A 16,767-nucleotide genomic window follows, 5' to 3' on the forward strand; every position below is an offset into this window, starting at 1 on the left:
AGCCCCAGGCCGCAACATCAGAGCATCTCTCCCCAAGGTATAAAGTTCGGACGCCCCACCCTCATCGCGTATCGCCGCGTATTTGTTTTTGCGGCCAGGCTGGGGTCGCTCTACAGCAAGAGGAGAAATGCTCTAAAGCGGGCGGCTGAGAGCTCTCTGCTTTTAGAATCTCTTCCATGAGTTCGGCTCTCAATCCTTTGCTCAGTTACGAAGAAGCGGCGGCGATTGTGGCGGCACGCGCGGAGGAACTGGCATCCGTGCGGCAGACACAAAAAGTGCCGCTGAGTGAGGCCGCTGGGCGAGTTCTTGCTGCGCCGATCCGGGCGGACCATGACATGCCGCCGTTTCCGCGATCGACGCGGGATGGCTACGCGGTGCGGGCGTCGGAGGCGAATCGCCATGAGCCGTTGCCGGTAATGGGATCGACGCGGGCAGGGGAAGCTCCGGCGGCGGTGTCGCTTGCCAAGGGAGCAGCGTGGGAGATCATGACGGGCGCGGCGGTTCCGCCAGGCGCGGACGCTGTGGTGATGCTGGAGCATGTGGAGGCTGGCGACGGCGCGATCCGGCTTATGGAACCAAGGCGGCTGGAGGCGGGCGAGAACATCGTTCCGACGGGCGCGGAGGCGCGCGCCGGCCAGCAGATTGTGTATGCGGGCACGCGAATGGGCGCAGCGCAGATTGCTGCGGCGGCGGCATGCGGGCATGCCGAGCTTGATGTCTTTCGCAGGCCCAGGGTGATGATTCTTACCACAGGTGACGAGTTGGTGCCGGTGTCGGAGAAGCCAGGGCCGGGGCAGATTCGCAACTCAAATGCACCGATGCTGGCCGCGCTGGTGGAGCAGTTTGGAGGCCACGCGGTGACGATGCCGGCAATTGGGGATTCGGCAGAGGCGCTGAATAAGGCTCTGTATGCGACGGCAGCGGCGGATATGGTGATTTTTTCGGGCGGAGTTTCGGCGGGACGGTTTGATCTGGTGGAACCGGCGCTGGCGCGACTCGGAGCAAAGTTTCACTTCACCGGAGCGAGGATTCAGCCGGGAAAGCCTGTGGTTTTCGGAGAGATTCAGCGCGGCGAAATTTCGCAGCCGGTCTTTGGGCTGCCGGGAAATCCAATTTCCTCGACGGCGACTTTTCTACTCTTTGCCGCGCCGGTTCTCGCGGCACTGGCGGGATGGGGAGACACGCTGCCCCGCTTTGCGTTTGCGCAATTGGAGCGCGGAGTTAAGGGCAATCCGGGGCTGACGCGCTTTGTCCCGGCATGTTGCGATGCCGGAGGCAATGTGGAACCTGTGGGGACGCAGGGATCGGGAGATATTACAGCTTTTGCGCAGGCGAACTGCTTCGTTGTGGTTCCGGAGGGCGTGAAGTGGATTGAATCGGAAGAGATCGTGAAGATTCTGCAGTTTTAAGGACGGTTATGGCTGAAACAGGAAGACTCTCGCATTACGACGAAAGCGGCGAAGCGAAGATGGTGGATATGAGCGGCAAAGAGGCCACGCGGCGAACGGCCACAGCCTCTGCCTTTGTGGAACTTTCCGAAGCCGTGCTTGCGGCTCTGCCCGCAAATCCGAAGGGTAATCCGCTGGAAGTGGCGAGATTCGCGGGAATCCAGGCCGCCAAGCGGACGAGCGAGCTGATTCCCATGTGCCATCCGATCGCGCTGACGCATTTGGATGTGAGGGCGGAGATTGTGGCCGGTGGGGTGCGGATTATCGCGACGGCGGCGACGGTGGGCGTGACGGGCGTGGAGATGGAGGCGCTGACGGCAGCCAGCGTGGCGGCTCTGACGGTCTACGACATGACCAAGGCGCTGGACAAGGGAATTGTGATCCGCGAGGTGCGGCTGGAGTCGAAGACGGGCGGCAAGTCGGGGGATTTCCTGAGAGCAGCTATTAGCTCTTAGCAACTAGCTTGCTTGTGCCTGGATTGGCTTTCGGGATGGCGCAGAAAAAAGTTGCCGGTGCAGAGAATACTGCCCACACCGGCAACGTACAGCTAAGAGCTGTCTTTACTGCTTGGGCGGATCCGCATGATCGTGGTCATGATCGTGATCTTCGACGGCCGGTTTGAAGGGCTGCGGTTCGATATGACCGCGATGGCAGGTACCGCAGGTGACCGGCGCGCCGGAGCTGTCCACCTTGCTGATGTATTGGGAGTTGATCTGCTCGGTCATCTTGTACATGAGGCGAGCGGTGGCTTTCTCCGGCTTGGAGTCGTCGGCGTAGTTGAGGCGCGGACGTCCGTTGGGGCCAATGTTCTTGGGGTCGGCGGCATGGCAGGTCGAGCAGCTTCCGCCAAGGTCCGCCTCCCACTTATGCATGATCTCGTGAACCTGGTCGCCCGTGAGGTTCTTGGGCAGGACCTGGAGATTGGTGGGCGTGGGATTCGGGGGATGGACGTGTGGCGCGGGCGCCTGCGTCGCTGGTTGTTGAGCGTCGGGCTGCTGTGCGGCGTTTACGGGGCTGATGGCTGAGGCGAAGACAATGCCAGCCGCAACCACTGCGGCCGATGCGGAAAGGGCAAAGGCTGTACGTTTCAAGATAGAAGGATCCCTCGCGGATTGAGTCGCTGATCTAGCTGACGAAATTCTACGCGATACGTTTCGATATTTTGTGCAGCCAAAAGACTTTTATGTCGTCGCAAAATTCTGTTTCGCAGGCAGTGGGCTATTTTTTGGTGCCATTGCCGCGGCGAGGGCCCGAGACGCAGTCGTGACCGGCGAGGCTGAAGCGGAGCGGCCAGTCAATGGCGTGCTTGATGCCGATGCGCGGGCTGATGTGAAGCTCGGCGTGCGGATCGAGGACGGGGGTTCCCTCATCGAGGATCTGCAGCGGCGAGTCTTCGCTGGTGAAGTCGAGCCCGTTGTGTTGCGCGCGCGTGAGGCCGAGCGCCTGGCAGAGACGCGAGGGGCCTGAGGTGAGCAGGCTTGGTTTAGCGTCCAGGGCAAGGCCGCGGTTGCGTGCCATTTGTTCAAAGCTGTCGACTGGGGCGACACTCGGGTCCAGGGCGCGGAAGAGGACCCCGCCAGCCACGCCGTCAGGTTCGCAGGAGACGTTGAGGCAGAAGTACTGGCCGTAGATGGAGTAAACGTAGGCGTAGCCCGGCGGCCCGAAGAGGACGGCGTTGCGCGGCGTGGAGCCGCGATAGGTGTGGGCTGCGGGGTCCGGTGGATTGTTGTGTGGACCGAGGTAGGCTTCTACCTCGACGATGCGGCCGCCAAGGATTTTGCCTTGGACGCGATGGATGAGGAGCTTGCCCAGCAGGCGCGGCGCGACGAGTTCCGGAGGATGTTCGTAAAAGGAGCGGGGCACTGGAGGAAAGTTGTCCCAGTTCCGAAGAGACGAATCTGGGATAACCGGTTTTGTGCGAGGCATAGCTAGACTTTGTGGGCTTTCTTCCACTCTGTGAGGAGCGCAAGAACCTCTTCAGCGTGGCCTTCGGGCTTAACATTTTCAAAGATGTGAACCAGCGTGCCGTCCGGGGCGATCAGGTAAGTGGTTCGCGCTACCTTCTTCACTGGCTTGCCGTACATGGTTGAATCTCGTATGAGACCAAACCGATTGATCGTTTTCTCGTCTGAATCTGCAAGGAGTGTGTAGGGGAGATCGTATTTGGCCTTGAATTTGGCTTGCGCCTTGACGGTGTCGCGGCTGATGCCGAGAATGACGGCTCCGGCGGCTTGGAGTTTCTTGAACTGGTCGCGGAAGCCGCAGGCTTCAATGGTGCAGCCGGGCGTATCGGCGCGGGGATAAAAGAAGAGAACAACAGGAGAGCCCGCGTAATCGGACAGACTGACAGTTTTGTCCTCGTCGGTCTGCAAAGTGAAGTCGGTGACTTTTTGATTCAGCTCCATAGCGTAACCCCTCGAGTAGGATGAAGAACGTGAGGTACAGTTTGTATTCTTTCCGAGCCCATTATTTCCGAATCGGCCTTGCTCTGTCATCGGCGGCGCTGCTGGCGTGTGCGTGTGCGTGGGCGCAGTACGGCGGCTCAGGAACAAATCAGCCGGCAGCCCAGGGGACAAATCAGGCGGCCAGGAAAACGAAGGATGCGCCGCCGTTGCGCGCGGTGGCTGTGCTGGAGTGGACGGGCGAGGAGACGAAGCCGGGCGTACCGGGGAAGATCAAGACGAGCCGGCTGATTCCAATTTCGATTTTTACCGGGGAAAAGCTGGAGGATGCGGGTTTTTACCTGGCGCGTCCGCAGCCGCTGGCTCTGGCGGGCCAGGTGGAGTACCTGCTGACAAAGAACGGGGCTACGGTAGGCCGGTTTGACGTGAAGAACGCGGGCCAGGAGATGGGCTCGTGGGTGGGATACGGCGAGTGGAAGGCTCCGGTAGCGGCCAGGCCGGCCTTTGCGGCGACGCCGAAGCTGGATGACGACAGCGGCGCAGACGACGATAAGCCGGTGCTGCATCGGAAGAAGCATGCGGATGATCCGCAGAGCAGCGGGACGGGAACGGGGCAGGGCAGTGCGAACGGCAGCGGGTCTGGAAGTGGGAGTCCGGCTTCGGGATCGAGTGCAGGGACAAATTCAGGAGCCGGGGATGATTCCGACCGACCGGTGCTTCATAAGAAGAGTTCGGATGATTCGGCGGGAAGCGGTAGCAGCGCCGGGAATGGCTCGGGAAGCAGTTCCGGACAATCCGGCAGCGACCGGCCGGTGATGAAAAAAGCAAAGAACCCGGATGATGAGGACATCGGGCACGCGGACGCCCTGCCGAATATCAGTGATCCGGACCGGCCGCGGCTCCAGCGGGGTAAGGATAACTCGAAGAGCCTGAAGGTGTTGCCGAGCCTGATGGGGATGCCGACGGATATGCGGCAGGTGGTGGGAGTCTCCGACCAGAAAGACAAGCCCGATCATTCGTGGGGCTTTACATGGGCCAATCCGGATGACGAAGAGAAGATGAAGGAGGCGCTGGAGGACCAGGCGCGGATTGCTCTGCAGTTGCCGGGGCAGGCACAGAGTCCGGCCAAAACTTCAGGCGCGTCGAGCAGCGCAGGTTCGAATGCGAGCTCAAGCAGCACGGTGAAGCGCAGTGGGACGGGAACGGCTGCGAAGAAGACCAGGAAGCCGGCTCCGGAGCCTGTGGCGCTTGAGGCTGAGCAGTTCCGGGCCTTCGAGCTGGCGTATGGATCGGGTGCGACGCTGGTGTTTTCGGCGCGAGTACCGAATGGGCCGGACAAGGAACGGTATGTCACGCTGATCGGACAGCCGGATCTCTATGGCGGACTTAGGGTTCTCTTCAAAAACGTGGCGGATTCAGCGCACCTGGACGAGACGCCGCGAATGATTCTGGTGGATGCGGTGGACGCGCTGGCGGATAATCGCGGCGAACTGCTCTTTGAGCTGCGTGGGGCCACGCAGCGGCAGTTTGCGCTGTATCGTGTGGCGCGCGGAGTGGCGGAGCAGATTTTTGTAACAAATGGCAACGCGTACGGATCGGTGAGCGGGGAATAAGAGAGTGGGAACTAGAAGCAAAACTTTGCCCGGACCGGTACTGGCGCTTATGAGCAGCAGAAAATAGGGCTTACGTAGATGCACGACAGCAGATGCTCAGATACAATTTATGAAAGAGTGGACATTATGCCACTCGCGTGAGGATACCTACCGAATGGCAACCGTCGTACCCGCCCCCACCACATCCACCGAAACAACAACAGTTGTTCCCGCCAAGCCGCTGCATAACGCACCTGGGTCGTCTGCCAGCGTTGTGCTGCATGTTGTTCCGGCCCGCGAACAGCTGCAGATGGGCCGCAAGGCAATGGTGGGCAAAGGGTTGAATTGGACCACCCTGGTGGCGATGAGCGCTTTTCACGTGGCAGCGTTGGCGGCGTTGTTCTTCTTTACGTGGCAGCGGCTGGCGGTTTCCGCGATTCTCTACATTCTGGCGATCAATGTGGGCATCGGTATGTGCTACCACAGGCTGCTGACGCACCGCGGCTACCATGTGCCCAAGTGGCTGGAGTACGTGATGACAGTGTGCGCAACGCTTTCGCTTGAGGGCGGGCCGATTTTCTGGGTTTCCACGCACCGGGTTCATCACCAGCTCAGCGACCACGAGGGCGATCCGCATACGCCGCACGAGGGTGGCTGGTGGGCGCACGCAGGCTGGATTATCTTTGGGCAGACCCTGCACTCACAGCCCGAGGTGCTGGAGCGCTACTCACCTGACCTGAAAAAGGACAAGTTTCATGTGTGGCTGAGCAAGTATCACTGGCTTCCGATTACGCTGAGCGGCGTGTTGCTGCTTGCGGGTGGGTGGTATTTTGGCGGGCTGCTGAATGGGATTGCAATGGTGTTGTGGGGCGTAGGGCTTCGCGTGACGCTGGGGCTTCACGCGACGTGGCTGGTGAACTCCGCGACGCACATGTGGGGCAGCCGGCGCTTCCCGACGAAAGATGACTCGCGCAACAGTTGGTGGGTGGCTCTGCTGACCGGCGGCGAGGGCTGGCACAACAACCACCATGCGCATCCGGTGAGCGCGCGGCACGGGCTCAAGTGGTATGAGATCGATCCGAATTTCTGGGGGATATGGCTTCTCTCGAAGCTGGGCCTGGCGCGGAAGATCAAAGTAGCGCAGTATGATCCACAGGACCCGCGGCCGGCAGGAATGTAAAACAACAGAGTTCAGTTCGAAATAACAAAGCCGCAGCCCATCCGGGTCTGCGGCTTTGTTATTTTTGCCGGTGACTTTCCGCGTCGGTGTCCGTGCGGGCTTTGTAAGACTGATTCAGTGTTTCGCTATATATAGATATGCGGAAGATATAAGGTCATAACTCACGATTAGGTGTTGTGATTCAGATTTAGTTTGGCGGGTTGGTTGGTAACTCCACACTGGCTAAATAAGAAGGTTCCTCTTGTATTTCCCTGAATTGACAGTGTGAATAAACAGGTGGTAACAATCAATCGAATGTAGCTTGACTACGAGCATAAGTGGCTCAGTAAGTAGTCGTATGCGAAGAAAAACTATCCCGGTTCTACCCGCAACCATGATCGAGAGCGGGGCTCCGGAATTGCAAGTACTGTGACGCAAGCGAGCAATGACAAGGAGAAATTAGCATGTTACTCCCCCTGCAAGCACACTTCGAGGCTATTCATTTCCCCCATTCCATCCTGAAGGCATTGAAAGCGCATGCGGCGCTGGCCACCCTGGCTCTTCTGGCATTTGTGCCGTTTGCCGGCGCGCAATATCGCGCTTCCATCCAGGGCGTGGTAACGGACACACAAGGCGGAGTTATTCCCGGAGCCACACTTACGCTCGTCAATAACTCCACCAATGAGAAACAGGTAAGAATCAGTGACGGAACCGGCGTGTTTAACTTCAATGCGCTTCCGGCAGACCGGTTCACTTTAACCGTCACAATGAACGGCTTCCAGACCAAGGTTCTCAACAATGTGCAGATCATTCCGGAGCAGGCCAATGCGCTGAATATTGCGCTCGATGTGGCAAGTGTTGCGCAGACTGTGACTGTGGATGCTTCACAGTCTCCGCTTATCGACACAGAGAGTGCCACACTCGGCCGGACAATCTCTGATAATGAGGTCCAGCACATGCCGGTATACGAACGCGACGCAACCGCCCTCATTCGACTGGCGCCTGGAGTGCTGGCGGACGGCGCGCAGGCGGCTGGTGGAGGTGGATTTCAGGCTCCGGGAACGCAAACTAACGTGGCGTCGGGAGGCGGCGGTAATCTCGGGCACTCCAGCAGTATCTTTGCCACAGAAAATGGCGCTTCCGCAAGCGCGAATGGCGGCCGGTTCGATACCAACGGTTATACGGTAGACGGCATCAGCACGGAGAGCGCCGTGTGGGGTGGTGCAACGGTCATTACGCCGAGCGAAGACTCGATCGGCAACATTCAGATTCTCACCAACGCCTATGACGCTGAAAATGGCCGCTTCACCGGCGCATTGACCGAGATCACCTCCAAGAGCGGAAGCAATGCGGTCCACGGCAGCTTCTTCACCCAGATTACTCGTCCCGGATTGAATGCCTATCAACGCTGGAATGGACCTCAATCCGTAGAGACGAGCGGAGAATCAGAGACGCCCGCCGAGCGTGGTCTGCTCCGTGATGAAGACCGCTACAATCAGCTTGGCGGCAGCGTTGGCGGCCCAATCTGGAAGAACAGGGTTTTTGCCTTTTTCGCCTATGAAGGTCAAAGCCAGACGATTCCGGCAACCAGCCTGGAGTGGTATCCGACTACTGCGTTTGCCGGTCTGGCCCCGGCGAGCAGCATTGCTGCCCAATACCTCAGTTTCAAGGGATCGGCTGTTTCAGGCACGCCGATCACCAATGTAACCTGCGGCGACGCGGGCCTGACTGCAACAACCTGCGTAACGATTGCCGGACAGGGCCTGAACATTGGCTCACCGCTGACCACCGCACTGGGCACTCAGGATCTCACGTATCAGAACTCGGCAACTCCCGGTGTCGGCAGTGGGCTCTCCAATGTTGCCGATATTACTCAATACACCATAAGCGATCCCACCGGCAGCGACTTTAAACAATACAATGGGCGCCTCGACGCCGATGTAACCGCCAAGGATCACGCCGCATTTGCAATCTACTGGGTTCCGGTATCCTATAGCCGTTATAACGGAGCGTATGCTTATCAATTCTTCAATCACACGCAGACTAATAACGCTTTTTCGGTGATCTGGAATCACACTTTTTCGCCGACATTCCTGAATGAAGCCCGCGCCAACGCGGCGGGTTGGCGTTACAACGAGCTTGCGAGCAATCCGCAGGCTCCATTTGGCTTGCCTCAAGATCAACTCTTTACATCTGGTCCCGCGCAGATTGGCAGCATCAGCATTGGCGGGTGGGGCGTCCCAACCCCCGACGTTCTGGACCAATGGACTTATGGTTACAAGGACGTCGCCACCAAGATAGTCGGCCGTCAGACAATGAAGTTCGGCTTTGACTTTACCCGGCTTTACTATCTGAATGACCCAATCGGTGCGCCTAACTATACCTTCTATAACATCTGGGATTTTCTAAACGATGCACCCGAGGCGGAAAACGGAGCGTTCCAGGCGACCACGGGTCTTCCTGGCGGCTTCCGCAACGACAATCGCGAGAATATGTGGAGCATCTTCTTTCAGGATGACTGGAAGGCCAGCCCTAACCTGACCTTGAACGCGGGTATTCGCTACTCCTATTTCGGCGCGATGACTGACAAGGACAACAATATGGGTGTTCTCAGGTTTGGCAGCGGAACCGCCCTGCTGACCGGAATTACGATACGCACCGGAATCAACGCCTGGAATGCGCAGAAGCTTAACTTTGGGCCGCAGCTTGGATTCAACTGGAGCCCTTCGCAATTCAAAGGCAAAGTGGACGTTCGCGGAGGCTTTGGGCTGAATTACAACCAGCAGCAGATCGCCACCGCGAACATTTATGATGGCAATCCGCCGGGCACCAGCTCTGTTCCAGGCACCAGCACAGGCCCGACGAATATCAATCCAAATATTCTTTATCAACCCTCAAGCAATCCGGATGATATTACCGGCTACCCGGTGAACCCAAATGCGATTACCACATTTAACTCCGCCGGCCTGCCGGCTGTAGGCGGCGCAAACATTGGCGCCCTGCCTGGCAATATGCCCACGCAGTATACGTACCACTATTCGCTTGAAACCCAGGTCGATTTAGGGCACAGGTGGGTCGCTAACCTGGGTTATATCGGCAGCACAAGCCGCCACCTGATATACAACTACGACTCGAATGCATACGGAATCATCAATGGCGCCGGGCTGAATCCGTTGGTCAGCAGCATCGATACCTTCGGCAGCCAGGGTAAATCGAACAACAACATGATGCTATCCGGCATCAAGCATGAATTCTCGCGAACCTTCTCCGTGGAAGCGCAGTACACCTGGGCGCACAGCTTCGATACCAACTCAGGGCCATATTTTCGAGATGCCTATCTGTACAACACTGCTTACACGTATGGGAGATCCGATTTCGACATCACGGATAACTTCAAGCTCTTTGGTATCTGGCAGCCAGTTATCTTTCGTGGCGAACATAACTGGGCTGAGAAGGTTGTAGGCGGATGGACGCTCAGCGGCATCATGACTCTCCACTCCGGGTTTGGCTGGACGCCGGTTTATAACCTGGGACACCAGATTTACTGCAACGAGTGCAACTATGGGTTCCAGAACCTGCGCCCATCCTATCGTGGTGGAGCCGGCAAGGATACCGGCAACAGTGCCTTCAAGACAGGAAGCAACTTTTCCAACCCCGGCACTCCCAATCCCGCCCCCGATCAGTTCATGAACAATTACTTCTCCGTTCCCAATTATGCAAATGCGATTGCAGACAATCCGGGGCAGACTGCAGCCGCATTTATTCCTCCACCGGGAATTGGCCGCAATACATTTCCCGGTCCTCGTTATCGCGATATCGATCTGAACTTTGCGAAATCCTTTGGACTGCCAAATATGCGTGTGCTCGGCGAAAACGCCAGGATTGAGATCAAGGCGAACATGCTGAATGCGTTCAATCTGTTGAACATCAATCCCAGCACGATCTCGACTAGCGTTACCAGCAGCAATCTGGGCCAGGCTTCGGGAGCGCTCGGGTCGAGAATCATTGATTTTCAGGCGCGCTTTAGCTTCTGAGTATTTTGGGCGAATGATTCTGTGTCATGCGGAGGGAGGCATCAATCCCTCCGCATGTTTATTTAGGATGATTCCGCAAAGACGGGAATGCGAGGGTATGTTTGAAGAGATTTGACACGCTTCCACTAGGCGTTTTGCGCAGCGCTGCGCTCTTGTTTGCGTTATCGGCAGCGGCAGGGCTTGCGGCGCCTGCGCAGCAGAGGATCGAGATTGATGCACAGTCGGTTGCAAAGCCGTTTCCGCATTTCTGGGAGCAGATGTTTGGCTCAGGGCGCGCCATCTTGTCGCTGCGCGAGAGCTATCGCGAGGATTTACGGGCGGTGAAGCAGGTTGCCGATTTTCACTACGTTCGATTTCATGCGATTTTGCATGATGAAGTAGGAGTTTATAACGAAGATGAGCATGGCAATCCGGTTTACAACTTTGCGTATGTGGATCAGATTTACGATGGCTTGCTGAAAGATGGTGTGCGTCCATTTGTGGAGATCAGCTTTATGCCGAAGAAGCTGGCCTTCAATCCGGATGCGCTGCATCCGTTCTGGTACAAACAGAATGTTTCACCACCGAAGAGCATGGAACGATGGGATGATTTGATGCGTCATTTCGCGCAACATCTTGTCGACCGCTATGGAGTAGATGAAGTGGCGCAGTGGTACTTCGAGGTCTGGAACGAGCCGAATATCGATTTCTGGAATGGGATTCCGAGAGATAAATCGTATTTTGAGCTATACGCACATACGGCGCGTGATCTTAAGGCCGTCAACAGCCGGTTGCGTGTGGGCGGCCCGGCAACGGCTGCGGCACACTGGATTCCGGAGTTTCTGAAATACGCTGCCGAGAATCACGTTCCGGTGGATTTTGTGACAACGCATGGGTACGCGGACGATACGGCGGAGGATCTCTTTGGCACAAAGGAAGATGTGCCTATGGATGAACGCGTGTGCAAGGCAGTAGCTAAGGTGAGGACCGAGATTCGCACCTCAGCGCAGCCGAATCTTCCGCTTTTCTGGACTGAGTGGAATGTGCAGGGAATGAACGAGTCGCGCGATACGACATTTGTGGGGCCGGCGCTTGCGAATACAATTCGCCAGTGCGATGGGACGGTGGAGATGATGTCGTTCTGGACCTTCTCGGATGTGTTCGAAGAGGGCGGTCCTATTTCGAAGCCATTCATCGGCATGTTCGGGCTGCGAGCCGAGGGTGGTATCAATAAGCCGAGTTACTATGACTACGGCCTATTGCATCAACTGGGTACGGAGCGCTTGTCTGCTACATCCAACGATGTGCTTGTAACGCGGACACAGAGCGGAGGGCTTGCGATAGCCGCGTGGAACCTGGTTGATCCTGGACAGACAGGCGAGACGAAGACGATGGATCTGGTCTTTCGAGGCTTGCCTGCCGATGCTCGCGTCTCCATTGAAAGAGTCGATGACGATCATGGCAATGTGCTGAAAGCATATAAGGCCATTGGGAGCCCGCTAAGTCCCACGCCGGCGCAGGTAGAGCAATTGAATCGCGCAACCGCTCCTACCGCGCCAGAGGAAACTCGGCTGCAGGCAGGAAGACTTAAGCTGACGCTAATGCCGAATGCGCTGGTGCTGATCGAAATTCAGATGTGAGAACGAGTCGCGGCAATCGTTGGCTCAGTTGCCTGCGCCAAGAGGAGCAAGCTCTTTCATGCGCGCTCGCAGCGTGGACTTTCGTACCGGCGTCTCATGCAGAAGCAACTCCGTGGCTTGCACGAGCGGATTCGCGTGAAACCACCGCTGCACAACATCGTCACAAAGAAGATTTGTAATCGCCAGCAGTGACATTCCCTGATGATGCGCCATCCACTCCTTAACAAGGGCGGGCGAGCGACGCGAGGCAGTATAGTCAGCGGCTTCGTAGAGTCCAAAAGCGCCGAGCCATTTAGCGGATTCCATTCTGCGGAGATTCTGAATTGCTGCAGGCGTGTCTATGTTCAGAGCAAGGAATGTAGAGTACGGCGAGATAACAGGTCCAGCCGATGCCTCACCCCAGGCCGAGATGCGCGGGATGCCATAGGCCTGATAGTGATAATGGCCTGAATCATTTCTGGTGGCGCCACCGGACTCAGAGATGCCCCAGGGAAGGCCCAGCTTTTCAGCAAAGGCGCGCTGTACATGCACCACCGCAGATTGCGTATTTGCAAGGAGCGTACCTGGAAAGCTGCGCGTCCACAGCGCAGGCATCAGGTACTCAAACATGGTTCCGCTCCACGAGAGAAGAAGAAAGCGATTATAAGCATGGACGTGATCGCGGGAGAGTTTGAACCAGCTTTGCTGCGAAAGATCACCGCGGGCAATGGCCAGGAACGTGGAGATGCGTGCTTCTGAGGCGATCATGTCATAGCAGGCCTGATGCCGTTTCTGCGCAGACATCTCATAGCCGATGGAGAGAATCTGACGATCGGGATCGACGAGAAATGCGAACTCAGTTTCCTCAGCGACGCGCTCGGATTCACGCGCAACAGCTTGCAGGCTGTCTGCTAAGGAACGGAGATTGCCGATTGCCGCGCGCAGTGCGGCCTGCAGCTGCTCGGAGAGCCGGGCCAGGACCGTATCGGAAGCGAACTTCTCGGCGTAGTCAGAAAGACGGGCACTGAGAGTTTCAGCAAACACGAGCGCAGCCTGGATGGAGAGCGTTCCAGCCTCTTCATTCCACTGGAATCCTGAGAGCGTGCGCACGGACTTATATTCCGGAAGCATCCACGGCAGATAGTCGCGGAAGATGGCGCGAAGCTGCGCTATCCGGTTTTGCATTTCCGCCAGCCACCATGCCGCGCCGGGCTTTCCCTTCTTTGCAGAAGGCGCGCCCACGATGGCGGTCTGAGCAGAGAGCAGCCATGCTGCCCAATCTGTTGTGAAGGTCTTCGGATTTGGAATGCCGAGTTTTACAAGCGTAGGCGGCATGGCGTCAAGCGAGCGCAACATGCGCCAATGCGTACGCAGACCGCCCCAGAGACGCGGTTCGATCAACGGACGCGCCATGACGTCAAGCGTGCCGGCGTGCAGCGTGTAGAGCGAGGCCACGAAGTTGCCGCTATCGACCGTGGACACAAACTGAGCGTCGCCGAGCGGCTGAAGAGTTTTGGTGTCGTACCAGTTGTACAGATGTCCGCGGAACTTTTCGAGACGCGCGATGGTGGTCAGACTGCGCGCAGTAAGATCCGCAAACTCAGGCGCTGTGAGAAAACCGAGATCATAAGCAGACTGCCGCGCGTTGAGAAGCAGGCCGATGTTTGTGGGCGAGACGCGAGCTGCTTCTACTTCGCCTTCTTCTTCGACGTTGTCGGGAATCAGATAATTGTGTCCCTCGGCGCCGAACTGATGAAAGTATCGCCATATACGGAGAGCGTGGGCCTGCAGGAACTCTTTGTCGTCTCCGGTAAGCTGTTTGTCCGGATGGGGAGGACGGTTCAGCCAGGCCGCAACCTGAATTCCAATGAGCCACAAGGCAAGCAGTGGAGCCGCAACAAGAATAGCTCTATGGTGCGGAGAAAAGAACCAGACCAAGGCGGCAATGCCGAGGGTGATCAGTGGAACCAATGCGAGATAACGATCGACGGGCGTGCTTCCAGAGCCGCCGTCCGATTCGGCTTGTGCCGCTGTTTCCCACTCAAGCAGCCGCTTGCCAGTAATGAAGCGCCGGATAAGAGAACGCACAATTGCATCAAAGGCAGACAGCGCTTTATGCGGAAGAAGCACAAGATGGAGAAGGGCAACGAGCAGTGAGCGCCAGAAGCCGGATATGGTTTCTCCCAGTTCGCCTTTGTGTTCGGTTGTCATTGCCCGGATTATGCCGAATGCGAGCTCAACGACTGACGGGAAGATAAACAACAGTACAGAAAGAATGGTCCAGTAAACGGGTCCGCCTGGAAGGCCCAACCAACCGGCAACAATCAGCAGCAAGACAAATGTGTCGAGCAGCGAACGCCGCAGGTTATCGAAGATCTTCCAACGGTTGATAGCAGAGACAGGATTGGAGACGCTGTGGCCCGACTCGTCGGGAACGCGCGAAAACATCCATTGTGCAATCTGCCAGTCGCCGCGCACCCAACGGTGCTCACGGCGGCTATAGGCGCTATAGTGCGAAGGATAGTCTTCAATCAATTCGACATCGGTTACGAGTCCAGCGCGCGCATAGGCGCCTTCAATCAGATCGTGGCTCAGAAGCGCATTCCGTGGGAAGCGATTGTTGAGCGCGGCATGAAGCGTCGCCACTTCATAGATACCCTTGCCGGTGAAGATGCCTTCGCCGAAGAGGTCTTGATAAGCGTCGGACATCGCGCGTGTGTAGATGTCGAAGCCGTTCTGCCCGGAGAAGATGGCAGCGAGACGGGAACGTGTTGCGGATCGTACCGTGATGCTGATGCGGGGCTGCAGTATGCCGTAGCCTGAGGTGACAACGCGCTGCTCAGGATCGATGACTGCCTGATTCAAGGGGTGAGCCATTGCGCCAACGAGCTGCGCCGCAGCACCGCGCGGAAGCTGCGTGTCGGAATCCAGGGTGAGAACATAGCGCACCTGATGCAGCACATTCAGCGGGCCGGCCTTAATCGGAAAAGCATCATAGACGCCTGCCAGAAGCTTGTTCAGGTCGAGCAGTTTTCCGCGCTTGCGCTCCCATCCCATCCATACTTCCTCCCGAACGTTAAAACGGCGGTGACGGTGGAGCAGCAGAAATGGTTTGCTTCCGGAGGAGCGGTATTTGTCATTCAGATTGTCAATCAACCGCACAGCAAGCTCAACGAGCGGATGAGAATCGTTTTCATTAGGCTTGCTCGTGGAATCCGCGAGATCTGAGAGTAACGCGAAGTGCAGGCTGCGATCGCGATTAGCAAGATAACGCACCTCAAGATCGTTGGCGAGCTTGCGAACCTGCTTTTCGTTGAGCAGAAGCGACGGAACTGCGACGAGCGTGGAGAATTCGCTGGGGATTCCTTTATCGAAGTTGAGCTTTGGAAGTGTCTGCGGCTCGTAGAAAGCGGTAATTGTTCGATTTGCGAGATCGACTGCGGCCTGCGTGGCGGGCAGCAAAAGAAATACGATTGCGGTGAGCATCGCGGCCATGCCGGAAAAATGAACAAGCACGGGGAACAGTGCCGCAGCGATGATAAAGACGGTAAGAATAAGGATGCCGTTGATATAAAAATCGTCGGCGTTTGCTCGAACAAACTCCCGGATGCGCCATGGAACAGGGGGATGGAAGTTAACGCGCTCTGCCAGCGCCGGAAATCCATTGTCAAGAATGTAATAACCCACATGAACTTGGCGCATGCGGATTCGCGGGTCAGACGCCGTCTCTTTTTCTCCCTCACGCGCAAGCAGAAGAGCTTCATACGCCACTTGCGATTCATTGCAGTCGGAGTGATACGCGACGAATGCCACGTGCTTTCGGTACATCTCGCGTGTTGTGAAGTCCATCGCGGAGTATGCCCCGGCAGGATCCTGGCGCAGCACGCTGTCAAATTCAATCAGCGGTTCAATCAGGAACTGCCAGTCGGTATTCGTCATTGCCTTCAGGCCCTTGACTTGCGCCAGGATAGAAGATGCTGAAAAGGAATCCTGTGCCGATCCCTGTGCGAGCAATAGAGCCTGTGCATCGCCCAGGATGACATCGAGAAGTGAGAAACGGAGAAAGAGTGGAATCGCCCACAGCTCTTTCAGCGTGAAAGGCTCATGCGCCTGAATCGTCTCTATGAAGGTCCGAAAGGTTTCCCCGGTGAAGACGTAATCGACGGCACGAAGATAGCGGTCTGTCAGTACAGCGGTACGCGGAGTGCCGGACCCGGAATTCAGAACCGCGCGCGGAAGCCGGATCAGACGCGAACGCGCGTCGGAGATGGCGAAGAGCGCAGACCGCAGATAACGATAGTTCGCGCGCAATTCAAGAAATGCACCGCGCTCGTCTCCTTGTTGCGAGTTCATCAATGTCCTGGCAGCGGGCGAATCAGCAAGATCCTTCTCGAGGCGTCTAAGGGAATTTCGCGCCGCATCAACGCGCGCAAAAAAAGTACAGGGAGTGGACGGACGCAGGATGGGTTCCAGAGAGGCAACTGCACGAGCCTCAGTAATGAATCGATCATCAGCTTCTGAAGTCATAATTTGT

10 protein-coding genes are annotated in these 16,767 nt (G+C 57.1%); 6 read left to right on the plus strand and 4 right to left on the minus strand.

Features of this window, described 5'->3' with window-relative positions:
* Positions 1 to 176 precede the first annotated feature (176 nt).
* Complete coding sequence (locus tag ABSG47_RS08025; RefSeq protein WP_424168648.1) at positions 177 to 1,409, plus strand: molybdopterin molybdotransferase MoeA; 1,233 nt, start codon at positions 177 to 179, stop codon at positions 1,407 to 1,409.
* Positions 1,410 to 1,417: 8 nt separating this feature from the next.
* Entirely contained in the window at positions 1,418 to 1,903 is a 486-nt protein-coding gene (gene moaC / locus ABSG47_RS08030) for a cyclic pyranopterin monophosphate synthase MoaC (protein WP_424168650.1), read from the plus strand.
* A 105-nt stretch (positions 1,904 to 2,008) separates the two neighbouring features.
* On the opposite strand, the gene ABSG47_RS08035 is transcribed toward moaC, so the two are convergent.
* The 3 genes from ABSG47_RS08035 to ABSG47_RS08045 all read right to left on the minus strand — a co-directional run bounded on the left by ABSG47_RS08035 (position 2,009) and on the right by ABSG47_RS08045 (position 3,853).
* The gene (locus tag ABSG47_RS08035; protein ID WP_424168652.1) at positions 2,009 to 2,539 is read right to left on the minus strand and encodes a c-type cytochrome; all 531 of its coding nucleotides are present in this window, start codon (positions 2,537 to 2,539) and stop codon (positions 2,009 to 2,011) included.
* A gap of 127 nt (positions 2,540 to 2,666) precedes the next feature.
* Positions 2,667 to 3,311: a DNA-3-methyladenine glycosylase gene (locus ABSG47_RS08040; RefSeq protein ID WP_424168654.1), complete on the minus strand. Its 645-nt coding sequence runs from the start codon at positions 3,309 to 3,311 to the stop codon at positions 2,667 to 2,669.
* 65 nt (positions 3,312 to 3,376) lie between these two features.
* Entirely contained in the window at positions 3,377 to 3,853 is a 477-nt protein-coding gene (locus ABSG47_RS08045; RefSeq protein WP_424168656.1) for a peroxiredoxin, read from the minus strand.
* Between the two features lie 41 nt (positions 3,854 to 3,894).
* Between ABSG47_RS08045 and ABSG47_RS08050 the strand changes: the two genes are divergently transcribed.
* The 4 genes from ABSG47_RS08050 to ABSG47_RS08065 all read left to right on the plus strand — a co-directional run bounded on the left by ABSG47_RS08050 (position 3,895) and on the right by ABSG47_RS08065 (position 12,254).
* Positions 3,895 to 5,463, plus strand: a complete 1,569-nt coding sequence (locus ABSG47_RS08050) for a hypothetical protein (RefSeq protein ID WP_424168658.1) — start codon at positions 3,895 to 3,897, stop codon at positions 5,461 to 5,463.
* 154 nt (positions 5,464 to 5,617) lie between these two features.
* Entirely contained in the window at positions 5,618 to 6,622 is a 1,005-nt protein-coding gene (locus ABSG47_RS08055) for an acyl-CoA desaturase (RefSeq protein WP_424168660.1), read from the plus strand.
* 443 nt (positions 6,623 to 7,065) lie between these two features.
* Positions 7,066 to 10,635 carry a carboxypeptidase-like regulatory domain-containing protein gene (locus ABSG47_RS08060; protein ID WP_424168662.1) on the plus strand — a complete coding sequence of 1,190 codons (3,570 nt, stop codon included), beginning with the start codon at positions 7,066 to 7,068 and terminating at the stop codon, positions 10,633 to 10,635.
* Between the two features lie 101 nt (positions 10,636 to 10,736).
* A complete protein-coding gene (locus tag ABSG47_RS08065) occupies positions 10,737 to 12,254 on the plus strand; it encodes a GH39 family glycosyl hydrolase (protein WP_424168664.1) in 1,518 nt (505 codons plus the stop codon).
* Between the two features lie 24 nt (positions 12,255 to 12,278).
* Here ABSG47_RS08065 and ABSG47_RS08070 read toward each other — a convergent pair whose 3' ends face one another.
* Positions 12,279 to 16,586, minus strand: coding sequence for a glucoamylase family protein (locus ABSG47_RS08070; RefSeq protein ID WP_424168666.1), 4,308 nt, complete (start codon positions 16,584 to 16,586; stop codon positions 12,279 to 12,281).
* Positions 16,587 to 16,767 lie beyond the last annotated feature (181 nt).

The sequence above is a fragment of the Occallatibacter sp. genome, assembly GCF_049510455.1.
Classification (GTDB): domain Bacteria; phylum Acidobacteriota; class Terriglobia; order Terriglobales; family Acidobacteriaceae; genus Telmatobacter.